Origin of the sequence: Corynebacterium sp. c25Ua_89, from assembly GCF_047459735.1 — a bacterium.
Lineage (GTDB): Bacteria > Actinomycetota > Actinomycetes > Mycobacteriales > Mycobacteriaceae > Corynebacterium > Corynebacterium simulans.
Genome location: NZ_JASBOD010000004.1, coordinates 167,696 through 188,615 on the forward strand (window position 1 = coordinate 167,696; position 20,920 = coordinate 188,615).

Sequence of the window (20,920 nt, forward strand, 5' to 3'; positions counted from 1 at the left end):
GCTTGATCGTCCGCGTGCTCGCTGGGCTCTTCCAGCTTCTCCGGCTCCAAGTGGTCGAGCTCGTCCTCGCTGAAGCTATGGCCTTGAGTAGGGCTCAACGCTTATGCCTCCTCATCGTCTAGGTAGTCAGGGCTGCCCAAAGCCGGCTTGGCCAGGTAGTCACCGAGCCAGCGATCAAAAAGCTTGTCCCAGGTGCCGTCGCTGTGGATGCGCTCCAGGGTGGAATTGACCTGGCGCAGCAGCGCCCGCGAATCATGGGTGGAATCGGGCTTGCGCACGGCCACGCCGTAGTCCTCCGTGGTCAGCGGCTCGCCGACGATCGAGGTATAGGAGTCTTGGGCCACCATGCCGGAGAGGAGGGCGTCGTCAGCCACCACGCCGTCGACCTGGTTGAGCTGCAGCGCCATGAGGCAGTCTCCCCAGGCGCGGGTCTGCAGGATATTCGCGGTGGAGGCCTCACGGCGGATGGTGTCCACGATGGTGGAGCCCTGGACCGCGCACAGCGTCTTGCCGGCGGTGTCATCGATCGAGCGGATGCCGGAGCTGGTCAGCACCAAAAGGCGGGTCTTGGTGGTCATATACGGCGCGGAGAACGCAACCTCACGCTGACGCTCGGCGCTAATGGACATCGTGCGAATGACAATATCCACGCTTTCGTCGTTGAGCGCTCTCGTGCGCTCTGAGGACTCGACGAAGCGGAAGTCAACCTTGTCCGGGTCGCCGAAGATATCGCGGGCAATCTCGCGTGCGATATCCACCTCAAAGCCACGTACTTCGCCCGTTGCGGTGTCGCGGTAGCTCATCAGGTTATTGGAGCGGTCCACGCCGACGATAATGCGCCCGCGTTTATAAATGGCAGGAATTCTTTCCTTCGCGCTCTTGCCGTCCGGTTTATAGGTTCCTTTCAGCGGCGCGTCCAACACCGGCCGGGGCTCGGCGCTGCCGGCGGGCTCGAAGATGGAGTTATCGGGAAGGGGAGGGCCCGCCTCCGCGTCTAAGGAAGCGCGCGGAATCCTTTCCTCCTCGCTGCCTAAGTCGGGGACACCGCAGGAGGCGGCACACAGGGCGGCCGCAGATAAGACGGCTAGAAGGCGAGTGGAATGAGCCATTAGAGGTACTCCTGGAGTCGCGGACGGATGCCCAACCAGACGGCGATGATAGCGCCCATGGTCAGCAAGAATACGGCCGTGGCCACCATGGTCATCGCGTTGAGGCCTTCTTCCAGATAGGAACGCATGGCCACGCGCGCCTCGCCGATGAGCTCCGCCAGTGCGGAATCCACGTCGTTGAAGGAGCTCGCGGTGGTCGGAGCGCCGTCCGGGGTAATCGCCGTGGCTTCGTGGATAGCGTCGTCATAGTGGCCGTCGGCAAGCGCGTTCATGAAGACCTCGTGCGAGGCCTCCCATTCTTTGGTGGCGCTTTGTGCGGCTGGCAGGAGAGCGGGATCGGTGACGGGAATGTCGTCGTCGGCAAGCGCGGCTTCGTAGTCCTCGAGGGCCTGGTTGATGGAATAGACCGTCGAGCCAAAGCGCACCGTCATGTCGGACTCGGAGGAGCGCAGGACCAGCGCCAGGGTCTCCGAGGTGCGGGTCTGTTGAGCCTCAATCCGGGAGGCGGTGAGCGAGTCCCACGGACGGGAGACCGTCTCGAAGCCGTGATAACCGGAGCTCCAGGTGGCGAAGTTCGCCATCGCGGCCCAGGAAAGAGCCAGGAAGAGCAGTACGCTGGCGGCCAAGAAGCCACGGTTGAAGCGGCGGCGCGTCAGGCGCCACAGCCACCACTGTGCGACAAAGAGGAAGAAAAGCGCCGCCACTAAGCCGGAAAGCGGGACCCACTGGGGGCTGGTCAGGCGCTGCTGTTGCTCCTTGACCTTGGCCGTGGTGAGCGAGAAAAGCTCGGCGGCCGCGGGCAGGATCTTGTCACTCATCAGCGAAGAGGCGTTGGACATATACGAGTTCGCCACCGCATTGCCCGCGCGGTGGTTGGTGCGCGCCTTTTCCACCAGGGCGGTATAAACGGGCAGCTCGCGCTGGATAAAGGTGACCAGCTCGCGGATGCGGGCGTCGTTAGTGTTGGTGCCCAAAACGGACTCGGTGGCCGCCACGGAGGCGGCGTCGATGGCCTTGTTATAGCGCTTGCGGTTGATCTCGGAGTCCACGCCCGCCTGGACGAAGCCCGTGGTGGCCACGGTATCCGCCAGCGAAAGGTTGGTGTAGAGGTGGTGCGCCGCGTTAGACATCGGCTCGGTGGAATTGAGCAGCTCGTCTAAGGCCTCGTGGCGGCTGGCGGAAGTATTCGACATCGACAAGCCGGCGGCAGCGAGCGCCACCGTCAAAATCACAGTGACGGTAAAAAGCTTGCCTGGGGTAGTGGCCGCGAAGTGGTAGAGACGGCGGGCCAACCGCGCCGGGCCGGCGAATGAGTTCATGGCCAGCTGCGTGGCGTTGTTGAAGGCCGGGGTAGCGGGCTCGGTGACTTCGTCGAGCCAGTGATCGCCTGGATGCGCTTCGTGCGCGGCCGGATGCTCGCTGGTACGTGCGGCAGCATCCTCCAACCCTGTGCCAGTCATTCCCATAGAATAGCGCAGTTCCGCGCCGCTTTGGTGATGCACGCCACCGCTGCGCGCTGTCGCTGCACACTGTCGCATGCAGCGAGAGGATCGTAGGATGGGCGCCATGAAGCAAGGAGAGCACATAAGTGGCGATGGCTGGGCAGCCGGCCCGGGCGGGATAAAGCTATGGGGCAAGTTTGGCGCGGCCGGACTTTTCCTCCTTGCCGGCGAGCGCGTGCTGCTCCAGCACCGTGCGGAGTGGACCAACCACGGCGGCACTTGGGGCATTCCCGGCGGCGCGCGGGATTTCCACGAAAGCGCCGTTGCGGCTGCACTGCGGGAAACGGAGGAGGAATGCGCCATCGCGCCTGCCGACGTCCTGGTGCTCGGCGAGCGCGTCACCGCCGGGCCCTATCCCGCAGTGGGCGAGCTGCCAGGCAACTGGACCTATACCACCGTCATCGCACGCACCTGCGACGATGAGCCGTTGGACGTTATTGCCAACGAAGAGTCCAACGAGCTGCGCTGGGTGCACCTGGACGAGGTGGAAAATTTACCTCTGTTGGGGGCATTTCGTGAGGCCATTCCCTCCTTGCGTGCCTTTATCGCGGGCCAACCTCGGTGAGGAAGCTGAAACTATGGCACCCTTGACAGCATGATTGAAGTTGAGGGACTGACGAAACAATATAAGTCTGTCCGTGCAGTAGACGACCTCACCTTTAAGGTGGAGCCAGGCATCGTGACCGGCTTTCTAGGTCCGAACGGTGCGGGCAAGTCGACGACCATGCGCATGATTCTGGGTCTGGATAGCCCCACGGCGGGCCAGGCCCGTATTAACGGCAAGGCCTACCGCGAGCTGAAGAACCCGCTGCGGGAGGTCGGCGCGCTGCTCGACGCCAAGGCCGTGCACCCGAACCGCACCGCGGCCAACCACCTGAAGTGGATGGCGCAGTCCAACGGCATTCCTACCTCCCGCGTGGATGAGGTGCTGGGGCTGGTTGGGCTTTCCGACGTCGCCGGTAAAAAGGCCGGCGGTTTCTCCCTCGGCATGGGCCAGCGCCTCGGCCTGGCCGGCGCCCTGCTGGGTGACCCGGGAATCCTCATCCTGGACGAGCCGGTCAACGGCCTCGACCCAGAAGGCATTCGCTGGGTGCGCTCCCTGGTCCGCGCGCTCGCGGCAGAGGGCCGCACCGTACTGATTTCCTCCCACCTGTTGTCGGAGATGTCCATGACCGCAGACCACCTCGTGGTCATCGGCCGTGGCCGCCTGGTGGCTAACGAGTCCACCTATGACTTCGTGAAGCAGCACTCGGATTCCTCCGTCATCGTGCGCTCTGACCACCTCGAAGAGTTCGGTGGCGCGCTGCGTGAAGCCGACGTGGCCTATATCGCGGGCACCGACGAGGAAGGCCGTCAGACCCTCATCATCAACGACGTCAGCACCGACTTCATTGGCCAGCTGGCATACTCCACCGGCGTTCCGCTCAACGAGCTGAGCCTGAAGCGCGCTTCCCTGGAGGATGCCTTCATGCGCATGACCGGCGAGGACGTGCAGTACCACGCCAGCACCCCAGGTGCTCCGGCAACCAACCAAAACATCGCACAGGAGGAGCAGAACTAATGTTTGTTAACACCCTGCGCGCCGAGTGGACCAAGCTTTGCACTACAAAGTCCTTCTACTGGACCACCGGCCTCATTTTCATCCTGTCGATCGGTTGGGCGCTGCTTAATTCCCTCAATGCGCCTGAAGTAGATCCGGCCTTCCCCGTCAGCCCGCTCACGGCGCAGGGAATGAACTCCATCCTCTTGGCGCTGGTTATCCCGATCATCATGATCCAAGCCATCATGGTGGTTACCACTGAGTATCGCTTCGGCCTGCAATCCACCGTGTACATGTCAAACCCTAACCGCAGCATCGTGGCTTTAGTGAAGGTGCTCTTGTACGGCGTTATTGCGGCCGTAATCATGTTCCTGGCTCTGGTGCTGATCTACTTCCTCTCGGAGATGCTAGCGCCGGACTCCGTGAAGGAACTTTACGAGCCTTTCAAGGAGGATGCTGGTAAGCGTTCCCTGTGGATGTTCCCGCTGCTGGGCTTTATGGTCGTGATCTTTGTGCAGGGCTTGGGCTGGCTGCTGCGCCAGACTGCTGGCACCGTGGCGCTGTCCCTGATTTTGTACCTGGGTCTGGAAAACGTCGTGCGCCTGATTCCAAAGGTCGGCGACGACCTCATCCCCTACATGCCATTTTCCGCCTTCGGTAACTGGGCCGAGGACAAGGTGCCGGAAAACGTCCCATGGGATTCCTCGGCGGGAAGCGCTATCGTCTTCATCGTTTGGGCGGTAGCGCTGTGGATCCTCGGCGTCTTTGTGCTTGAAAAGCGAGACGCATGATCTCTTAGCCACTCCTGGCTACCCTGGCGCTGTTGTCTTCAACAGCGCCTTTTGCCGCTCGTCGCCATTAACGGCGTGCTTCCTCACCAATTGGCTATCTACCCAGGGCTGAAAACCCAGACCTCCTGTTCGTGGATCGCTGCGCTTGCCGACGCCCCTTAATCCACCGGAGAGCTGCATTTCCAGGTCTGGGTATTTGGTGTGGGAAGGGGCCAAACGCGACGGGAGCGCAGGCAGTGTGCGGGGGAGGGCGGCCCAAGCGGCGCTGACGGCTCCGGCGGCGCTATTGCAGCGCCGAGGTCAGGCGCATCACGTTGTCGATGTAACGGCGCGCGAAGCCGCGCTCGTTCCACTCTTCCAAGGTTAGCTCATGGCACACCGCGCGGTAGTTGCTAGCAAGCTGGTTAAACTCCGCCAATAAGTTGCCCTTGGCCACCAGCATCGTGGATTCGTAGTTCAAACCGAAAGAACGCATGTCCATATTCGAGGAGCCGAACATGCACAGCGGGTGGCGGCCCGGCTCGTCTGGGTCCGTCATGATGAACTTCGAATGCAGCACGAAAGGCTCTGGGAATTGGAAGATCCGCACCCCTGCCTCCAAAAGTGCCTGGTAGTAGGAGGACTGCGCGTGGTTGACCATGAACTGGTCCGCCTTGGCCGAGACATAAAGCTCCACGTCCACGCCGCGATAGCAGGCAGTGGTGACCGCCTCCATCAAAGATTCATCGGGCACGAAATAAGGCGAAACCATTACCAGGCGGTCTTTGGCGTGGTGCACCAGTGAGTTGAACATGCGCAGGTTCGGCTCCGTGGTGTAACCCGGGCCGGACGGGATGAGCTGGAGGAAGTTGGAGTCCTCGGTATCCGCGTCGTCGTAAGGCAGCGGCTCCAAAGAAAGTGCTTCTTCTGATTCCAGGTACCAGTCCACCGCAAAGACCGCCGACATGGAGGTGACCACCGGGCCGGTGAGCTCTACCATGTAGTCCACCCAGTAGCGGTCCTTGGTGCGGTAGCTGCGCTTAATCATGTTCATCGAGCCCAGAAAGCCCGTTTGGCCGTCGATGATGACCAATTTGCGGTGGTTACGCAGGTCGGGGCGGCGGAAACGAAGCTTGTGCAGCTGCAGCGGCAGCATCAAGTGCCAGTCGACGCCGATGGCGCTAAGGCGCCGGCCGAATTTCCAATAGCCGTGGTACTTCAGGCTGCCAATCTGGTCTAAAAGCAGCTTGACTTCCACGCCTCGCGAGCGGGCGCGTTTGAGAGCCTGGTAGAAGACATCGGTGGCCTCGTCCCAGGATTGGATATAAATCTCGATGTAGACGTATTTCTCAGCCCGGTCGACGGCGTCGGAAATCGCGCGTATTGCCTCGTCGTAGTCGGCGTAAATGCCACGATTGTGGCCCACGAGCGCCGGGAAACCCGTTAGATTGCGATTGAGCGCAATGACGGATTCTACCTCCGGGGAAAGCCTGCCCAGCGGATGATTCGGCGTACTTGCCGTGACGTCTTCCAGCAGGTCATGGGCCTCCTGCTGGATGCGGTGGCGGCGGCGATTGATATATGGCGAGCCCATCAGTAAGAACAGCGGCAGGCCCAAGATGGGCAGCAGCAAAATAGCCAGCAGCCAGGCGGTGGAGCTCGAGGGTCGGCGGCCTTCGGGCACAAATCCGATGGCCAAGATTTTGATGCCGTAGTCCAAGATGAGGAAAAACAGCTGCCAGAAAGAAAGATCGATGTTTAGTGAGAAGTCCATGCCCCAGTAGGTGCTCCTAACGCACCGAATCGAAGTCAGGCAGATTGAAATCTGCCAGCAGCGGACAGTGGTCAGAGGTCTTGTCGCCGGCGCGTTCTACCATGTCTACCTGCGCAGATTCCACCGTTGCGGCCAAGGACTTCGAAGCCAGCTGGAAATCGATGCGCATGCCCTCGTTCTTCTGAAAGCGCATCGACTTGTAGTCAAAGTAGGTCCAGCGCTGCTCTTCCGTAAAACGCCGCGTAACTTCCTCTAGGCCTGCCTCCTCCAGCATCTGGAAGGCCGCACGCTCTGGCTCCGTAACGTGGGTCTTGCCGCGGAAGGCCTCGATATCCCAGACGTCCTCATCGCGCGGGGCGATGTTGAAATCGCCGGTGAGCAGCAGCTTCGACTGCGCGCGGCTCTCGCTGTAGTGCGCCAGAGCGTAGAGGAAGCGCAGCTTGTAGTCGTAGTGGCGGTCGGTGATTTCGCGGCCATTGGGCACATAGAGCGACCAGATCTCTACGCCGCGAATCCGCGCGCCCACCGCACGGGCTTCCAATTCCTGCGGCTTTTCTGGGTCCTTGGCAAAGCCTGGCTGGCCGGGGAAGGAGTAGAAGACTTCCTCCGGCTCCGCCTTGGAGACGATGGCCACGCCGTTCCACTGGTTCAGCCCGTGATGGGTGACGTGGTAGCCGGCGGCTTCGAATTCCATGACGGGGAACTTCTCGTCGGCAACCTTGGTCTCCTGCAGGCACAACACGTCGATGTCGTGTTTGGCCAGCAGGTCTACCGCCCGCTGCACGCGGGTGCGGACCGAGTTGATGTTCCATGTGGCTATGCGCATGGACTACAGGGTACCGCCTTTGCGCACGGCATACCTACGGCGATGGTGTTCTAGGAACCCGATTTCACTAAGTAGGGCCACCGCCGCGCTTTCCGACGCCTCCACCTCCACGAATGCATTCTCCGCACCGTTTGCTTTGCCCCAGGCCAAAAGCGCCTCCAGCTGTGAGGGGGTGGCGTTGCCAAGCAGCGAGATTCCCAGCCACACGCGCTCGTCGCCGGATTGGCTGAGCGTGGCGTCGAAAAGCGCGGAGTCAAGGTGTGGCTCGGCGCTCGCAGTGTCTAGGGAGCGGGTAAGCACGAGGACTTCGGGCTCGAGCTGCCATGCCGCGGGCGCGTTATCGAGTACGCGCAATGCCGCCTTGCCGATGCGCTCCGGAATGGCCAGGCGGGTGGGCAGGTTGTGCTCGGCGTAGAAGGCGTCGATTTCTTCCATGGGCGCGGGCATAAAACCTGCGGAGGGGCCCAGAGGAATGGCGGAATCGGTGCCTTCGCCGAAGCGCATGAGCCATTGGCCATCATTGGTCCAGACTTTCGTCCCGCCGCGCGCTGCCGCGGCGGCCACCTCGACGGCGCGGATATCGGAGTTGCGCACCGTGCGCGGCGAGAGCTTCTTGATGATCTTCAGCTGCTCGGCGGGGATTTCTACCGCCTCCAAGTCGGAAGGGTAGCCGCCCACCGCCTGCGGCCGGATGACAAGCGGCGAGGTGCTCAGCACATGGCCGATGACATCGGAGTGGGTGCCGCTGAATTCGCGCCGGGCAACCACGCGGTCGCCGACGCTGACGGCATCAGAACGGAAGATGTAGCTCATGTCGATTAAGGGCGATTAGGGGCGATTAGGGGCGATTAGGGGCGCAGCCTATTTACGCACCGTGGCCGAAGGGATCCTCGTCCTCGCCTGGCATCCAGGTCCAGCCGGCCTCGGTCCAACCGTTGCGCTTGATGGTTTTCTTGGCCTGGCGTTTGAAGCGGCCGGTGAGCACGTCGGTGTAGACGTAACCGTCCAGGTGGCCGGTTTCGTGTTGGAGCATGCGCGCGAAGAATCCATATCCTTCGATGGAAATGTCGTTGCCGTGCTCGTCCTTGCCTGTAACGCGGGCCCAGTCGGCGCGGCCGGTGGGGAAGCCCTCACCGGGCACGGAGAGGCAGCCTTCGTCCTCGGAGCCGTCGTCGGCAGGCATGCCCTCGGGGATCTCGGAGGTCTCCAGCACCGGGTTGATGACGCAGCCCTTGCGCATGCCGCTTTCTCCAGCGCCAAGCTGCTTGGCGCTGCCGTTTGGGCCGTCGGTGTCAGGGCAGTGGTAGACAAACAGGCGCTTGTTCACTCCTACCTGGTTGGCGGCAAGGCCGACGCCATGGGCGACGTCCATGGTCTCGTACATATCGGCGATGAGCTGCTGCAGCTCTGGGGAGTCGATGGGCTCAGTGACCGGCTCGGTGGGATTGTGCAGAACCGGGTCGCCGTGGATAACGATGGGGCGAATAGTCATGCCCTACAGTTTAGGCATGCAATCCTTGTCAGACCTAGACGCGGCCATTTTGGAGTTCGAATCGCATGCCCCGCGCGGTATCGGGCCTAAGGAAGAGGCCATTCGCGCGGAGCTGGATATCTCGCCGGTGCGTTATCACCAGCGCTTGAACGTGCTTCTCGATGCCCCCGCTGCCGCCGAGGCCTATCCGGTGCTGGTTGCGCGTTTGCGGCGCGTGCGGGATGGCCGTCAGGAGGCGCGGCGCGCCGCGCGGGAGGATGCACCAGATCTCCCTAATTAGAGACTAGGGTTGCTGCTGTGACTAATGTGAATTCAGATAAAGCAGCAGAATCCACCTCCACACAGGGCTCACAGGGCTCAAAGGCGGGTGCGCACCGCAGCTCGTCTAGCGGCCTACCGCTGCGCGGCTTCGCAATGGTGCTCATTGCCGTTGCTGTCATGCTCGGCATGTGGGGCCTGTACACGCTGACCTCCAAAGACTCCACCGATACTGCCCAGACCGGCAGCACCGGCGTCGCCACGCTGCCTGCTCCCGCCGAGGGCGAGCCCGGCGCACAGGGCAGCCCATCTGCGCAGCCGGGTGCTGCCGGCAGTGCCGCGCCGGGCACGCAGGATGCCAAGGCTGGCCAAGACGCAGCCGGACAGCCTGCCAAGGAAGGCCAGGATGCAGCCGGCCGTGAAGCAGCCAACAAGGACGGTGCCGCTGCCGGTGCTGCGGGGGCAGAGGGCGCCGCAGGCGTCGAGCGCGCAGCCAAGGACATCCCGGTCAACGTATTCAACAACTCCGGCCGCGCGAACTTCGCTGCAGAGCAGGCAGACAAGCTGAAGGAGAAGGGCTTCAAGATCGGCGAGGTGGGCAACCTGGCCGGTGACATCCTCACCGTTCCGCAGACCACCGTCTACTTCCCGGCAGGCGATAAGGACGCAGAGAGCCTCGCACGCGAGACCGCAGCGCAGCTCTACGGCGCGCAGTCCATCCCGGAGGGCGCCATCGCCGAGTACCCGGCAGAGCTCAAGGCTGAATTCACCAAGGGCAACGCAGTCGTTGCGGTTCTGGCCATCCCGCAGGCCTAAAAGATTCGCAAGATAGATGCACGGTGGAATAAAAGACAAAATCCACCGTGCATTTAATGTATAAGAAAATGCTCTAGCTGGGCCTTGCTGCGGATAGACTCACAAGGGTGAACATTCCGGAAGAATCCTTCACCCGTTCGGCCGGGCCCACCTTGGGCGTTGAATGGGAAGTAGCCCTCGTCGATCCGCACTCTTGGGATCTGGTCCCACGCGGCGCCGAGCTGATTGACCGCGTGCAGGCGGCCGCGCCCGAAATCCAGCTGGAGAAGGAATTCCTCCAAAACACCGTGGAACTGGTAACCGGAATTTGCCACACGGTGCCGGAAGCAATCGCGGATTTGTCGCACAAGCTAGAGCATGTGCGTGCCGCTGCTCAAGAGATGGGCGTGGTCTTGTGGGCCTCCGGCGGGCACCCTTTCACGGACTACCGCGAGAACCCTGTCTCGGATAAGGCAAGCTACTCCGAGATCATCAACCGCACCCAGTACTGGGGCAAGCAGATGCTGCTGTGGGGAACTCACGTGCACGTGGGTATCCGCCACGAAGACCGCGTGTGGCCCATCATCAATGCGCTGATGACCAAGTATCCGCACCTGCTTGCAATCTCTGCCTGCTCGCCAGGCTGGGAGGGCATGGATACTGGTTATGCTTCCAACCGCACCATGCTCTATCAGCAGCTGCCCACCGCCGGCATGCCTTATCAGTTTGCGGATTGGCGCGAGTGGCAGGACTATATGCGGGATCAAGCCATCTCCGGCGTTATCAACCACACCGGCTCGATGCACTTCGATATTCGCCCGGCGGCGAAGTGGGGCACCATCGAGGTGCGTATCTCGGATGCCTCTTCTAATCTCCGGGAGCTTTCGGCCATCGTCGCGCTCACGCATTGCTTGGTGGTCCACTATGACCGCATGCTTGATACAGATCAGGAGCTGCCCACGCTGCAGCCGTGGCACGTGGCTGAGAATAAGTGGCGCGCCGCCCGCTATGGCATGGACGCCTTGGTGATTACCTCTCGTGCCACGGATGAACGCTGGGTTAAAGACGAGTTGGTTGACTTGGTCGAGGAGCTAACTCCTCTGGCTCGCGAGCTGGGCTGCGAGGCCGAGCTGCGGCTCATCCACGAAATCATCGAGCACGGGGCCGGCTATGAACGCCAGCGTTGCCTCTACGAGGAGACCGGCAGTTGGCAGAAGGTCGTGGAGGCCACGAGTAAGGAGATGGACAGCCTCCGTCCGCTCTAGGTGCGGCCTACTTGCGCACTACCGGAATGCGCACCTCGGTGGGGTAGTCCGCCACGTTACTCTGGCGTGCAGCATGCTTGCCGGATGGCATGCCGTGCGGGAAGCACCCCCAAATGCCATAAACTGCGATGTAGAGGAAGCAGGCAAAAGGCCACAGCAACCATGCCCACGGATGCAGGTTCTCCATGGCCTCTAGGCCATGGGAGGACATCAAGCGCCACACCGGTGGGGAGACGAAGGGCAGCTCCACGAGCAGCAACGCCACGAAGGATGCCAGGCCCGCCAGCTGCGCGCCCCAGAAGGAGGGCAGACGCTTGCCGACGGCCTCATTGACCACCAGCATCACCCATACGCCGAGCGGTACTACCCAGACGAAGTGGTGGTACCAGGAAAAGGGCGAGACCAAGCAGGTGGCCAAGCCCGCTAGCGCCAGCGCGGCGGAGGAATTCTTATTGATCCAGGCGGTGCGCAGCGCCAGCATGGTCACCATCACCACGATGACCACGGCCAGGACCCACAGCGCGGTGTTCTCTTCGCCGTTGAGACGCGCGATGATCGAGCGCAATGACTTCGCACCGGGGTGGTCCAGGTTGCCCACGCGATCAGAATTGAACATCTTATCCGTCCAGAAATCCCGGGCATCGGGGATCGTCCGCACGCCCACGTAGACGGTAAAGAAGAAGGTAAATACGCAAGCGAAGGCGGACCACCAGCGCTTCTGGAATAACAAAACCAGGCCCATGAAAGCAGGCGTTAGTTTCATGCCAGCGGCAAGGCCGATGCCGATGCCAGGCAGGCGCAACTTACGCGGCAGCAGGTCGAGGGAGACCAGGAACATCAAAAGGATGTTGATCTGGCCATAGAAGAAGGTGCCGTTTACCGGATCAGTAGCCAAGCTGCTGATAAGCAGCGCGAGGCCTACGAACCAAGAGGCTGGGCCCATCTTGTAGCCACGCTCGCGGATGACCAGCATGATAACGGCGAAAAGAGCGATGCCCGTGATCCACTGCCAAGTCACCATCAGGCCATGGTTGGAAAAATCAGCCATCCACTCGAAGAACCAGCCCGCGAACGGCGGGTAGGTGAAAGGAAAGTTGTGGATATACGGGGCGTCGTAAAGATCGCCGCCCGCCTTCACGTCGGCGCCGGCGAGCTGGTAGATCTTCAGGTCGAAGGGAATCCTGCCAAAGAAGGCGCGCCCGCGCTCATCCGAGACGTTGAAGCGGTAAATCACGAAGGCGGCGAAGGCCGTCAGGGCAGTAGCCAACGTGGGCAAGCCGTAGAGCTTTTTCACCTGCTGTTCCCTTCAAAGGTTATTTCTTACGCAAAGAACGGGTTGCTGGTTTGTCGTTTCGGGACATGTGTTCCGGCGACCCGTAGAGGCCCTCGCGGCGTGCAATACGGGAAGTGCGCTGCGCCGTTACGGGACTTGTAATCATGGCAAACAGTACCAGTAACAACAGGATTCCCAGATCGCCACGCTCTGCCGGGCCGAAGGAATCTGCGCCGGTGACGCGGAAGAATGCACCCAGGATGCTCAAGATGAGACCTGTCGTTTGCGGCTTAGAAATGGCATGCACGCGCGACATGGTGTCGGGAAAGCGCGCGACGCCGATTGCGGCTGCCAGCACCAAAAGCGCACCGGCGAGGATCAAGATGATCGAGATGATGTCGGCGAAAAGGTGATAGCTCACTAGGCATCCCTCTTTCGGAATCTGGTGACAGACACGGTGGAGATAAATCCCAAAAGGGCCACGACCAGCATCGCGGAGACCACCGAGGTGTTCAGCGTCCAACAAATATAGGCGGCCATCGCGCATTGGAACATGGCCACGAACCCGTCCATGCCCACTAGGCGGTCCAGCGAATTCGGGCCGGTGATAATCCGCCAGGTGGTAATCAGGAAGGCCACGACCAAGATGCCGGCGGCAACGCCCAGAAGAATGTCATAAAGCTGGGGATCCATTAGGGGTGGCTCCTTTCAAAAATCTCAATCATGCTTGCTTCGAGCCCCGCGACGTTCGCGATTTCGCGCTCTAAAGCGGCTTCCGACGCCGCGTCCAGGACGTGGATGGTCAGCATGCGGTTGGCGATGTCGATGTCGGTTACCGTGCCGCCTGGCTGCAGGTTGTACAGGCTAACCGCCAGAGACAAGATAAACTCGCTGTCCAGGCGCATCGGCAGCTCGAGGATGGCCGTCTTCGGTGGATCTTGCGGGCGCACCGCCAGCCAGGCCACCTTGAACGAGGCGTGGAATAGGTCGATGGTCCAGCCCACCATGAATAAGGCTAGCTTGCCCCAGGAGACCTTCAGCTCGGCAATCGGCATGGCAGGCAGTGGCAGCGCAAGCACCACGAACAGGCCCACCAGTAGTCCGCCAACTAGGTTGGCTACGGTGACCTCGCCCATGAGTAGGCACCACATGGCGGTGATCCACGCGATGAACCAGGGGCGGAAGCGGTGGCGGAGTCCAGCAAATTTCATTACTTCGCCTCGCTTTCAGTGGTCCTTGATTTTGGCTGCTCCTGCGGTGCAGTCTCTACCGCCGGAGCTGGGTCCTTGATGGGGGCTCGGCGTACTTCAAAAGAATCCTGCTCGTTGGTGTAGCGATCCTTCTGGTTCTTGTGCCGGGTGGGGTTATCCGCGTTATCGCCCAAAACCGCGTAGCGGTAGATGGAATCATCCTGCGCAGATTCGGCGGCGCGGCTGGTCACGCCGGAGATCGGTCCGGCCAGGAAGGTGATGGACACTGAGGCCAGCACCAGCAGGCAGGTGGAAGCCAGCATGCCAAAGGGCACGCGGCCGACGTCTTGGCGCTCGTCGAATTCGACGACATCCGTGACATCGGAAAGCGGCGATGGATGCGCCATCACGATGTTGCCTTCCGGGGCGTCGGCGCGGTCCCGCAGGAAGCCCTTGGACCAGACCAAAACCATGACGTAGAGGGTAAGCAGGGAGGTCACTACGGCACCGCCGATGACCACCCAGGCCTGCCAGGAACCCTCGTTGGCGCCGGCCTGCAGGAGGATGACCTTGCCTAGGAAGCCGGAAAATGGCGGGATGCCGCCCAGGTTCATCGCCGGGATGAAATACAAGATGGCGATGAGCGGCGCGGTATAGATCAGCGAGCCCAGGCGCCGCAGGGAAGAGGTGCCGGCCTGGCGCTCGATGAGGCCGACCACCAGGAACAGTGCGGTCTGGACCAGAATGTGGTGCACGGCGTAGAAGATGGCACCGGACAGGCCCTCGGCAGTGCCCAGCGAGACGCCGAAAATCATGTAGCCGATGTGGCTGACCAAGGTAAAAGACAAAAGGCGCTTGATGTCGGACTGCGCGATGGCGCCCAAGATACCCACCAGCATCGTGGCGAGGGCAACCCACATGAGCAGCTGGTCCAGCCCGCCAGCGGTGAAGATGGAGGTGCGGGCGCGGATAATCGCGTAGACGCCGACCTTGGTGAGCAAGCCCGCGAAGACTGCCGTCACCAGCGAAGGCGCGGTGGGGTAGGAGTCCGGCAGCCATGCCTCCAGCGGGAAGACGGCGGCCTTGATGCCGAAGGCGATGAGCAGCACCGAGAAAATAGCGGTGCGGGTACCGGCCGGGATTTCCTCCATGCGCATCCCGATCTGCGCCATGTTCATGGTGCCGACCGCGGCGTAGATATAGCCCAGCGCCAGCACGAATATCAGTGAGGAAGCCATCGAAACCATCACGTAGCCCACGCCCGCGCGCACGCGCGCCGGGGAAGCGCCCAGCGTCAGCAGCACGTAGGAAGCCACGAGGAAGATCTCAAAGCCGACGTAGAGGTTGAAGAGATCGCCTGCCAAGAAGGACACATTCACGCCCATGGTTAGCAGCATGTACGTGGGCAGGAAGACCGCCACCGGCTCGTCCTTGGAACCGTCGCGAATACCCTGCGAGATGGCGTACCACATCACCGAAAACAGCACTACGGACGAGGTAAACAGCATCACGGCGGAAAGGCGGTCAGCCACCAGCGTGATGCCCACCGGCGCGTCCCAGCCGCCCACCTGGAGCGTTTGAATGCCGGCCGTATCGGCGATGAAGATCAGTAGCGCGTTCGCGGCGGCGAGCAACAGCAGCGAGAAGAATGCGATCTGGCGCTGCACGCCGGTAAAGCGCGCGCACAGCATGGTCAGGGCCGCAGCCAGTGCTGGGATTATCACCGGCATGGGGATGAGGAAGCCGGTATAGGGCAGCAGGAAGTTAACCAGCGGAAGCAGCGTCTCAGTCATCGTTTGCCTCCTTTACTGGCTCTTCGAAAAAGTTGGGGCCAAAGGCGTCGCCCTGCTTGGTGGCGCGGCCGGTGGCTGGGTCATTGGAAGCATCGTGGTCCGGTGCCGCCGCGACATTGCCAGGGCGGGCGGCCATCGCTGCAATCGCGGTATCTTCCGCGTCATCCTCAATGACGTCGGCGGTGCGGTAGCGGTACTGGCGGTAGGCCAGGGTCAGGATGAAGCCGGTGAGCGCCATGGAAATGACGATCGCCGTCAGAATCATGCCTTGGGCCAAGGGATCGGCGATTTGATCGCCATACTGGGCGGTCTCGCGGCCGTCGATAGGCGGCGAACCCGCCTTGCCGCCGGCCTGCAGCATGAGCAGGTTGGCGCCGTTACCGAGCAGCAAAATGCCCAGCAGCATCTTGGTCATCGCGCGGTCCAGCATGAGGTAGACGCCGGTACCGCACAGCACGCCCGCGGCGAGGAGAAGGAACAGGTTTGCTTCCATGTTTATTTCTCCTTTCCGGAGGTCATTGCTCGGCTTGCGGATTGCGCCGTGGCGCGGTTGCGCTGACGGCGCGCGAGGGAGCGGGCGCGGTCGCGGGCGCGCTGCTTACGCATGTCCTCTTCTTCGTCGAGCTTGGAGCCCAGCGAGTTCAGGATGTAAAGCGTGAGCCCCACGACGATGAGGTAGACGCCGGCGTCGAAGACCAAGGCCGAAGGCAGTGAGACATCACCCACCAGCGGCACCGACAGTTTGGTGTAGCCGGTGGTCAGCGGCGGATGGCCGAAGGCAAAGGGGACTACCACCGAGGCGATCGAAATCAGCAGGCCGGTGCCCATGGTGCGCCCGCCGTCGATTGGCAGTGCTTCATCGAGCTCCGCGCGGCCGCCGGCGAGGTAGCGCAGGATGAGCGCGAGCGCGGCCACCAAGCCACCGGCGAAGCCGCCGCCCGGCGCATTGTGCCCGGAGAAGTAGAAGTAGAGCGAAAGCGCAATCATCGAGGGGAAGAGCAAGCGCGTGGTGACGTCCACCATGAGCGAACGGTTCAGCGCCTGCTCGGATTCCGCACCGGCCGCCAGCCAGCGACGCCCAGTCACGCGCAGCGTAGGACGCCGCGAGGAGCGGGTAAAGGACTGGGTGCGGTAGATCAGTGAGGCGATGCCGGTGGCCGCAATGACCAGGACGGTGATCTCGCCGAAAGTATCCCACGCACGCAGGTCCACCAGCAGCACGTTGACGGTGTTTGCGCCGTGGCCGATTTCCTTGGCCAGCTCCGGCATGAAGCTGGAGATGGACTCGCTGCGACGGGCATTGATGGAGAACATGCCCACCAAGGTCACGCTAAGGCCAACGCCGACGGCAAGCCAGGCGCGCAGGCGCGAGACCTTGGGGTCTTGCTTCCAATCGGTGTTTGCCGGCATGCGGCGCAGCACCAGCATGAACAGCACCATGATGATGGTCTCCACGAGCAGCTGGGTTAGTGCTAGGTCCGGTGCGCCGTGCAGGGCGAAGATGAAGGACAGACCATAGCCGGTCACGCCGACGATGATGACGCCGGAGAGGCGGTTATCGGTCACCGTCGCCGCAATTGCCGCGACCATGATGATGACGGCGGCGACTACCTGCCAAGGATTTTCTGCCACCTCCATGTGCACGTTGGTCAGATCGCCGCGGATCAGCATGATGACCGGCAGGATCATGAGCGTGCCGAAGATGATGGACATGTTCATCTGCAGCGAACCGCGCTGGGTGGAGGCGGTGGTGCGCAGCGAGAGAGTGCGCAGGGCCTGGAGCACGGAATCGTAGGCGGCGTCGGCTGAGCCTAGCGCCGGGTACTGGAACTGCCACTTGGCCACCACATTGCGCTGCCAGTGCACGATGATGCCGACCACCACGATGAGCAGCGACAGGCCCAGTGGGATGGTGATGCCGTGCCACAGCGCCAGATGGGTGTGCTCGTGGTGGCCGAAGAGATTGTCCAGGTGCTGGTTGATACCGAGGGAAAGCGGGGTTGGCTGCAGGCCCAAGAAGATGGTAAGCGCGGTCAAGATTGCCGGCGGAATCCACAGCAGCGGGGCGAGCGCGTGCATGTTCTCCACGGCCTCGGAGGTGCCCAGGCGCACACCGTCTTTATCCTTCTTTACGGCGAAGGCGCCCCACAGGAAGCGCAGCGCATAAGCCATGGTGAGCATAGAGCCCACCACGACGCCGACGAGCAGCATGTTGCGCGGCATTCCCACGAGGAGGGACTCGTGGAGGATGGTCTCCAGCGTTGCCTCCTTGGCCACGAATCCCAGCAGTGGTGGGATACCAGCCATGGACAGCGCGGGGATGATGGCCAGCAGATACAGTCCCGGTTTAGCGCGGCCAAGGCCGGAAAGCTTGGCGATGTCGCGCGTACCCGAGGCGTGGTCAATGGCGCCGACGATCATGAACAAAGCAGCCTTGAACAGCGAGTGCGCGAAGGTCAGTGCCAGGCCTGCTTGCAGCGCCTCGCGGGAGCCGATGGCCACGATGGAGGTGATAAAACCGAGCTGGGAGACGGTGCCATAGGCCAGAATTAGCTTGAGATCGCGCTGCTTTAGGGCCATCCAGCCGCCCAACAGCATGGTGAATAGACCCAGCGGAATAATGACGAGATGCCAGGTGGCGACCTCGTGTAGTTCGGGGGCGAGGCGGGTGACCAGGTAGATGCCTGCCTTAACCATTGCGGCGGAGTGCAGGTAGGCCGAAACCGGTGTTGGTGCTGCCATGGCGCCGGGCAGCCAGAAATGGGCGGGAGCGATGGCGGATTTGCTGATCGCACCGGCCAGGATCAGGACGATAGCGATCGTGATATAAGGCGTCTGTGTGATCTGCTCGAAATCTGCGAGTGCACTAAAAGTCCACTGGCCGGTCTGTCGGCCCAGCAAAATGATGCCCATGAGCATGGCCAGGCCGCCAAGGGTGGTGATCATCAATGCCTGCTGGGCCGCATGCCTTGAGGAAGCTCGTTCTCCGTAGTAGCTGACGAGGAGGAAAGAAAGCAGGGAAGTGATTTCCCAGAAGACGTACATCATCAAGATGTTGTCTGAGACCACCAAGCCAAACATGGCGGTGGCAAAGGCCGTCATCTGCGCGCCAAACATGGCCAAGCGGCGACGGTTGTGGTCGAAGTAGCCCCAGCAGTACAAAAGCACGAGCGCACCTATACCTAAGATGATGAGGCTAAACAGTGCAGATAGCCCATCCATCCGCAGGGTGATGTTGAGGTTGGCGTCCGGCATCCATTCCAGGTTGTACTGCAGCGAGTTGCCGTCATTGAACGTGGAGTTTGTTAGCTGGCTGAGTACCCAGAAAAAACCCGCGCCTGGGGCGATGGCAAGAATGCTGAAGGCAGGCCTGCCCAAGTAATAGATCAAAAATGGGGCGAGGACTGTGGCCAGTATTAGAGCACTCAGCACTGCTATCACAGTTAAGCCGGATCTCCTTTGCAAGATGGAGACGCGCGAGCATTTTTAGGCGCACGTGCGACGTCATATGTACACGAAATCGAGCATGCGCCGATGAAGACATCTAGGCCACCGAAAAGGCCTGGTTGATGAACCACTGTGAAAAGGAAACCCCGCTAGAGGGGTGCCGCTGGCAGCGTCAACGCCCTGCCTTAAAAGAAAGTAGGGGGCGTATCACATTTGGCGCAGCCAATACGGCCACTATACCGGCATAACCAGCAAAAGTCACTGATTCTTAATCAGGCAGTATTATATAGGGCTATTTTGGCTGAACACAGCCTCAATAGCCCCACGAGTTCAACGCAGCCACAGCGTCTGCTGTGCGGTCTGCCGCGCGATTAGGCGAAGCGCTGGAGGAAATAAGCCTCGGCGGTGGCGATCTTTTCGATCTCGTTTGGATCGACGGACTCGTTTGCCGAGTGGATGGTGGCCTGTGGATCCTCCACGCCGAAAAGCGCGATCTCTGCGTTCGGGTGCTTTTCCTGCAGCTCCACGGTCAGTGGGATGGAACCGCCCATGCCCTGGGAGCTGGTCGCAGTGCCGTATGCCTCAGCCAGGCACTCGCCGAGCAGCGCTGCGGCTGGCTTTGTAGGATCGGTCTCGAAACCGCGGTTGGCCTCCAGAATGTCGACCTTGATGTGAGCGCCCCACGGAACGTGGTTCTTCAGGTGCTCGGCAACGGCCTCGGCGGTGGCGCGCGGATCCATGGTGGCTGGGGTGCGCAGGTTCAGGTTTGCAGCGGCGGTAGATGGAACGGCATTGACGGCCTCGGCCACTGGGGTAGAGGTAAAGCCGGTGACGGTCACGGCTGGGCGTGCCCAGATCATGTCGGCGATTTCGGTGGCGCCGGCCGGATCTTGCGAGCCCATGATTTCGGTGCCCTCAAGCATCTGCGCGTCGGTGCGGAAATCTTCCGGCTTATAAGCGGTGGTCTGGCCCTCAGCCAGCGGCCACGTGCCGGCGCAATCGACGCCGTCGATAGTGGTGCGGCCGTGCTCGTCGCTCAGGGAATCTAGCGCACGCATCAGCGCCTTAACGGCATCCGGAGCGGCGCCGCCGAACTGGCCGGAGTGTACGCCGGCTTCGAGGGTGTCTACCTGGACATAAATCTGCGCGCCGCCGCGCAGGGAGGTGGTCAGCGTGGGCTGGCCAGCCTTGGCGTTGCCGGCATCGGCGATGAGGATGGCGTCGGCAGCGAAAAGCTCTGGGCGCTCCTCGATGAGTGCGGACAGGCCCTCGCCGCCGCGTTCCTCAGAACCCTCGATGAGGAAGGTCAGGTTGAGGTCGGTGCCACCGTTTGCATCGATAGCGCGCAGGGCGGCCAGGTGCATGGCGATGTTGCCCTTGCAGTCTGCCGCGCCGCGGCCGTACCAACGGGTATCGCCGGAAGGTGCAGTGCGCTCGGTCAGGGTCAGCGGGTCAGATTCCCATGGCTCGCGTGGGCCGACCGGGACTACGTCGTAGTGGGAGTAAAGCAGGACGGTCTTGGCACCCTCTTTGCCGGCGCGCTTGCCGACGAGCGCGGTAGAACCGTCCGCAGTCTTGATTGCCTCGACCTTGACGCCGGCGTCAGTAAGGGTCTTTTCAACCCACTGCGCTGCCTTCTGGGCTTCTTCCTCGAGGCCCGGCTCGTTGTGTACGGAGTTGAAAGAAACGAGTTCTTTGAGCTGCGCGAAGATATTCGCGCGATCATTTGCGATGTAGTCAGAAATAGCAGTCATGTTGTCCAACATACTCGCAGGCTTGGACACGCACGCCAGGTGCCGTTTGGAGAACCTGTCTGAAAATTAGTATTGACTGATCGTTTGAGATCGTGCCCGGGTGAACTAGAGTTCTATGAATATTTAATTCCG

General features: G+C 61.6%; 20 protein-coding genes. 6 read left to right on the forward strand and 14 right to left on the reverse strand.

The window, feature by feature from the left end:
* Nucleotides 1-101: 101 nt before the first annotated feature.
* Both QKB66_RS08005 and QKB66_RS08010 read right to left on the reverse strand, forming a co-directional pair.
* Complete coding sequence (locus tag QKB66_RS08005) at nucleotides 102-1,109, reverse strand: glutamate ABC transporter substrate-binding protein (RefSeq protein ID WP_414253058.1); 1,008 nt, start codon at nucleotides 1,107-1,109, stop codon at nucleotides 102-104.
* Complete coding sequence (locus QKB66_RS08010; RefSeq protein ID WP_248093057.1) at nucleotides 1,109-2,569, reverse strand: hypothetical protein; 1,461 nt, start codon at nucleotides 2,567-2,569, stop codon at nucleotides 1,109-1,111. The genes QKB66_RS08005 and QKB66_RS08010 overlap by 1 nt, the downstream gene beginning before the upstream one ends.
* Before the next feature lie 97 nt (nucleotides 2,570-2,666).
* Here QKB66_RS08010 and QKB66_RS08015 point away from each other — a divergent pair, with 97 nt between their 5' ends.
* The 3 genes from QKB66_RS08015 to QKB66_RS08025 are packed head-to-tail and all read left to right on the forward strand — an operon-like array spanning nucleotide 2,667 to nucleotide 4,942.
* Complete coding sequence (locus QKB66_RS08015) at nucleotides 2,667-3,176, forward strand: NUDIX domain-containing protein (protein WP_248093167.1); 510 nt, start codon at nucleotides 2,667-2,669, stop codon at nucleotides 3,174-3,176.
* A gap of 30 nt (nucleotides 3,177-3,206) precedes the next feature.
* Nucleotides 3,207-4,172, forward strand: coding sequence for an ABC transporter ATP-binding protein (locus QKB66_RS08020; RefSeq protein ID WP_248093058.1), 966 nt, complete (start codon nucleotides 3,207-3,209; stop codon nucleotides 4,170-4,172).
* The gene (locus QKB66_RS08025; protein ID WP_414253059.1) at nucleotides 4,172-4,942 is read left to right on the forward strand and encodes an ABC transporter permease; all 771 of its coding nucleotides are present in this window, start codon (nucleotides 4,172-4,174) and stop codon (nucleotides 4,940-4,942) included. The genes QKB66_RS08020 and QKB66_RS08025 overlap by 1 nt, the downstream gene beginning before the upstream one ends.
* Before the next feature lie 283 nt (nucleotides 4,943-5,225).
* Here the strand turns inward: QKB66_RS08025 and QKB66_RS08030 are convergent, their stop codons facing one another.
* The 4 genes from QKB66_RS08030 to QKB66_RS08045 are packed head-to-tail and all read right to left on the reverse strand — an operon-like array spanning nucleotide 5,226 to nucleotide 9,013.
* Nucleotides 5,226-6,695 carry a phospholipase D-like domain-containing protein gene (locus QKB66_RS08030; protein WP_414253060.1) on the reverse strand — a complete coding sequence of 490 codons (1,470 nt, stop codon included), beginning with the start codon at nucleotides 6,693-6,695 and terminating at the stop codon, nucleotides 5,226-5,228.
* Between the two features lie 16 nt (nucleotides 6,696-6,711).
* Entirely contained in the window at nucleotides 6,712-7,521 is an 810-nt protein-coding gene (locus tag QKB66_RS08035) for an exodeoxyribonuclease III (protein ID WP_248093061.1), read from the reverse strand.
* 3 nt (nucleotides 7,522-7,524) lie between these two features.
* Nucleotides 7,525-8,334: a GNAT family N-acetyltransferase gene (locus tag QKB66_RS08040; protein ID WP_311518494.1), complete on the reverse strand. Its 810-nt coding sequence runs from the start codon at nucleotides 8,332-8,334 to the stop codon at nucleotides 7,525-7,527.
* 52 nt (nucleotides 8,335-8,386) lie between these two features.
* A complete protein-coding gene (locus QKB66_RS08045) occupies nucleotides 8,387-9,013 on the reverse strand; it encodes a peptide deformylase (protein ID WP_061924803.1) in 627 nt (208 codons plus the stop codon).
* Between the two features lie 16 nt (nucleotides 9,014-9,029).
* On the opposite strand from QKB66_RS08045, the gene QKB66_RS08050 reads away from it, so the two are divergent.
* The 3 genes from QKB66_RS08050 (at nucleotide 9,030) to QKB66_RS08060 (ending at nucleotide 11,331) form a co-directional block, all read left to right on the forward strand.
* A complete protein-coding gene (locus tag QKB66_RS08050; RefSeq protein WP_070432337.1) occupies nucleotides 9,030-9,293 on the forward strand; it encodes a DUF3263 domain-containing protein in 264 nt (87 codons plus the stop codon).
* A gap of 17 nt (nucleotides 9,294-9,310) precedes the next feature.
* On the forward strand, nucleotides 9,311-10,087 hold the full coding sequence (locus QKB66_RS08055) for a LytR C-terminal domain-containing protein (protein WP_311518493.1): 777 nt from the start codon (nucleotides 9,311-9,313) through the stop codon (nucleotides 10,085-10,087).
* A gap of 107 nt (nucleotides 10,088-10,194) precedes the next feature.
* Complete coding sequence (locus QKB66_RS08060; RefSeq protein WP_414253061.1) at nucleotides 10,195-11,331, forward strand: glutamate--cysteine ligase; 1,137 nt, start codon at nucleotides 10,195-10,197, stop codon at nucleotides 11,329-11,331.
* 7 nt (nucleotides 11,332-11,338) lie between these two features.
* Here the strand turns inward: QKB66_RS08060 and QKB66_RS08065 are convergent, their stop codons facing one another.
* The 8 genes from QKB66_RS08065 to QKB66_RS08100 all read right to left on the reverse strand — a co-directional run bounded on the left by QKB66_RS08065 (nucleotide 11,339) and on the right by QKB66_RS08100 (nucleotide 20,788).
* The gene (locus QKB66_RS08065) at nucleotides 11,339-12,625 is read right to left on the reverse strand and encodes a glycosyltransferase 87 family protein (RefSeq protein WP_414253062.1); all 1,287 of its coding nucleotides are present in this window, start codon (nucleotides 12,623-12,625) and stop codon (nucleotides 11,339-11,341) included.
* A 19-nt stretch (nucleotides 12,626-12,644) separates the two neighbouring features.
* Nucleotides 12,645-13,025, reverse strand: a complete 381-nt coding sequence (locus QKB66_RS08070; protein WP_284841429.1) for a monovalent cation/H(+) antiporter subunit G — start codon at nucleotides 13,023-13,025, stop codon at nucleotides 12,645-12,647.
* Nucleotides 13,025-13,297, reverse strand: coding sequence for a monovalent cation/H+ antiporter complex subunit F (locus tag QKB66_RS08075; protein ID WP_061924789.1), 273 nt, complete (start codon nucleotides 13,295-13,297; stop codon nucleotides 13,025-13,027). The genes QKB66_RS08070 and QKB66_RS08075 overlap by 1 nt, the downstream gene beginning before the upstream one ends.
* On the reverse strand, nucleotides 13,297-13,815 hold the full coding sequence (locus QKB66_RS08080) for a Na+/H+ antiporter subunit E (RefSeq protein WP_061924786.1): 519 nt from the start codon (nucleotides 13,813-13,815) through the stop codon (nucleotides 13,297-13,299). Before QKB66_RS08080 ends, QKB66_RS08075 begins: the two co-directional genes overlap by 1 nt.
* The gene (locus QKB66_RS08085; RefSeq protein WP_414253063.1) at nucleotides 13,815-15,587 is read right to left on the reverse strand and encodes a Na+/H+ antiporter subunit D; all 1,773 of its coding nucleotides are present in this window, start codon (nucleotides 15,585-15,587) and stop codon (nucleotides 13,815-13,817) included. Before QKB66_RS08085 ends, QKB66_RS08080 begins: the two co-directional genes overlap by 1 nt.
* Nucleotides 15,580-16,080, reverse strand: coding sequence for a Na(+)/H(+) antiporter subunit C (locus tag QKB66_RS08090; protein ID WP_311518488.1), 501 nt, complete (start codon nucleotides 16,078-16,080; stop codon nucleotides 15,580-15,582). The genes QKB66_RS08085 and QKB66_RS08090 overlap by 8 nt, the downstream gene beginning before the upstream one ends.
* A gap of 2 nt (nucleotides 16,081-16,082) precedes the next feature.
* A complete protein-coding gene (locus tag QKB66_RS08095; RefSeq protein WP_414253064.1) occupies nucleotides 16,083-19,028 on the reverse strand; it encodes a Na+/H+ antiporter subunit A in 2,946 nt (981 codons plus the stop codon).
* Nucleotides 19,029-19,405: 377 nt separating this feature from the next.
* Nucleotides 19,406-20,788: a dipeptidase gene (locus QKB66_RS08100; protein ID WP_414253065.1), complete on the reverse strand. Its 1,383-nt coding sequence runs from the start codon at nucleotides 20,786-20,788 to the stop codon at nucleotides 19,406-19,408.
* Nucleotides 20,789-20,920: the final 132 nt, after the last annotated feature.

Excerpts from the sequence above, each read along its gene's own strand:
- QKB66_RS08005 (WP_414253058.1), bottom strand. The coding sequence starts at position 1,109 with ATGGCTCATTCCACTCGCCTTCTAGCCGTCTTATCTGCGGCCGCCCTG.
- QKB66_RS08010 (WP_248093057.1), bottom strand. The coding sequence starts at position 2,569 with ATGACTGGCACAGGGTTGGAGGATGCTGCCGCACGTACCAGCGAGCAT.
- QKB66_RS08015 (WP_248093167.1), top strand. The coding sequence starts at position 2,667 with ATGGGCGCCATGAAGCAAGGAGAGCACATAAGTGGCGATGGCTGGGCA.
- QKB66_RS08020 (WP_248093058.1), top strand. The coding sequence starts at position 3,207 with ATGATTGAAGTTGAGGGACTGACGAAACAATATAAGTCTGTCCGTGCA.
- QKB66_RS08025 (WP_414253059.1), top strand. The coding sequence starts at position 4,172 with ATGTTTGTTAACACCCTGCGCGCCGAGTGGACCAAGCTTTGCACTACA.
- QKB66_RS08030 (WP_414253060.1), bottom strand. The coding sequence starts at position 6,695 with ATGGACTTCTCACTAAACATCGATCTTTCTTTCTGGCAGCTGTTTTTC.
- QKB66_RS08035 (WP_248093061.1), bottom strand. The coding sequence starts at position 7,521 with ATGCGCATAGCCACATGGAACATCAACTCGGTCCGCACCCGCGTGCAG.
- QKB66_RS08040 (WP_311518494.1), bottom strand. The coding sequence starts at position 8,334 with ATGAGCTACATCTTCCGTTCTGATGCCGTCAGCGTCGGCGACCGCGTG.
- QKB66_RS08045 (WP_061924803.1), bottom strand. The coding sequence starts at position 9,013 with ATGACTATTCGCCCCATCGTTATCCACGGCGACCCGGTTCTGCACAAT.
- QKB66_RS08050 (WP_070432337.1), top strand. The coding sequence starts at position 9,030 with ATGCAATCCTTGTCAGACCTAGACGCGGCCATTTTGGAGTTCGAATCG.
- QKB66_RS08075 (WP_061924789.1), bottom strand. The coding sequence starts at position 13,297 with ATGGATCCCCAGCTTTATGACATTCTTCTGGGCGTTGCCGCCGGCATC.
- QKB66_RS08080 (WP_061924786.1), bottom strand. The coding sequence starts at position 13,815 with ATGAAATTTGCTGGACTCCGCCACCGCTTCCGCCCCTGGTTCATCGCG.
- QKB66_RS08085 (WP_414253063.1), bottom strand. The coding sequence starts at position 15,587 with ATGACTGAGACGCTGCTTCCGCTGGTTAACTTCCTGCTGCCCTATACC.
- QKB66_RS08090 (WP_311518488.1), bottom strand. The coding sequence starts at position 16,080 with ATGGAAGCAAACCTGTTCCTTCTCCTCGCCGCGGGCGTGCTGTGCGGT.
- QKB66_RS08100 (WP_414253065.1), bottom strand. The coding sequence starts at position 20,788 with ATGACTGCTATTTCTGACTACATCGCAAATGATCGCGCGAATATCTTC.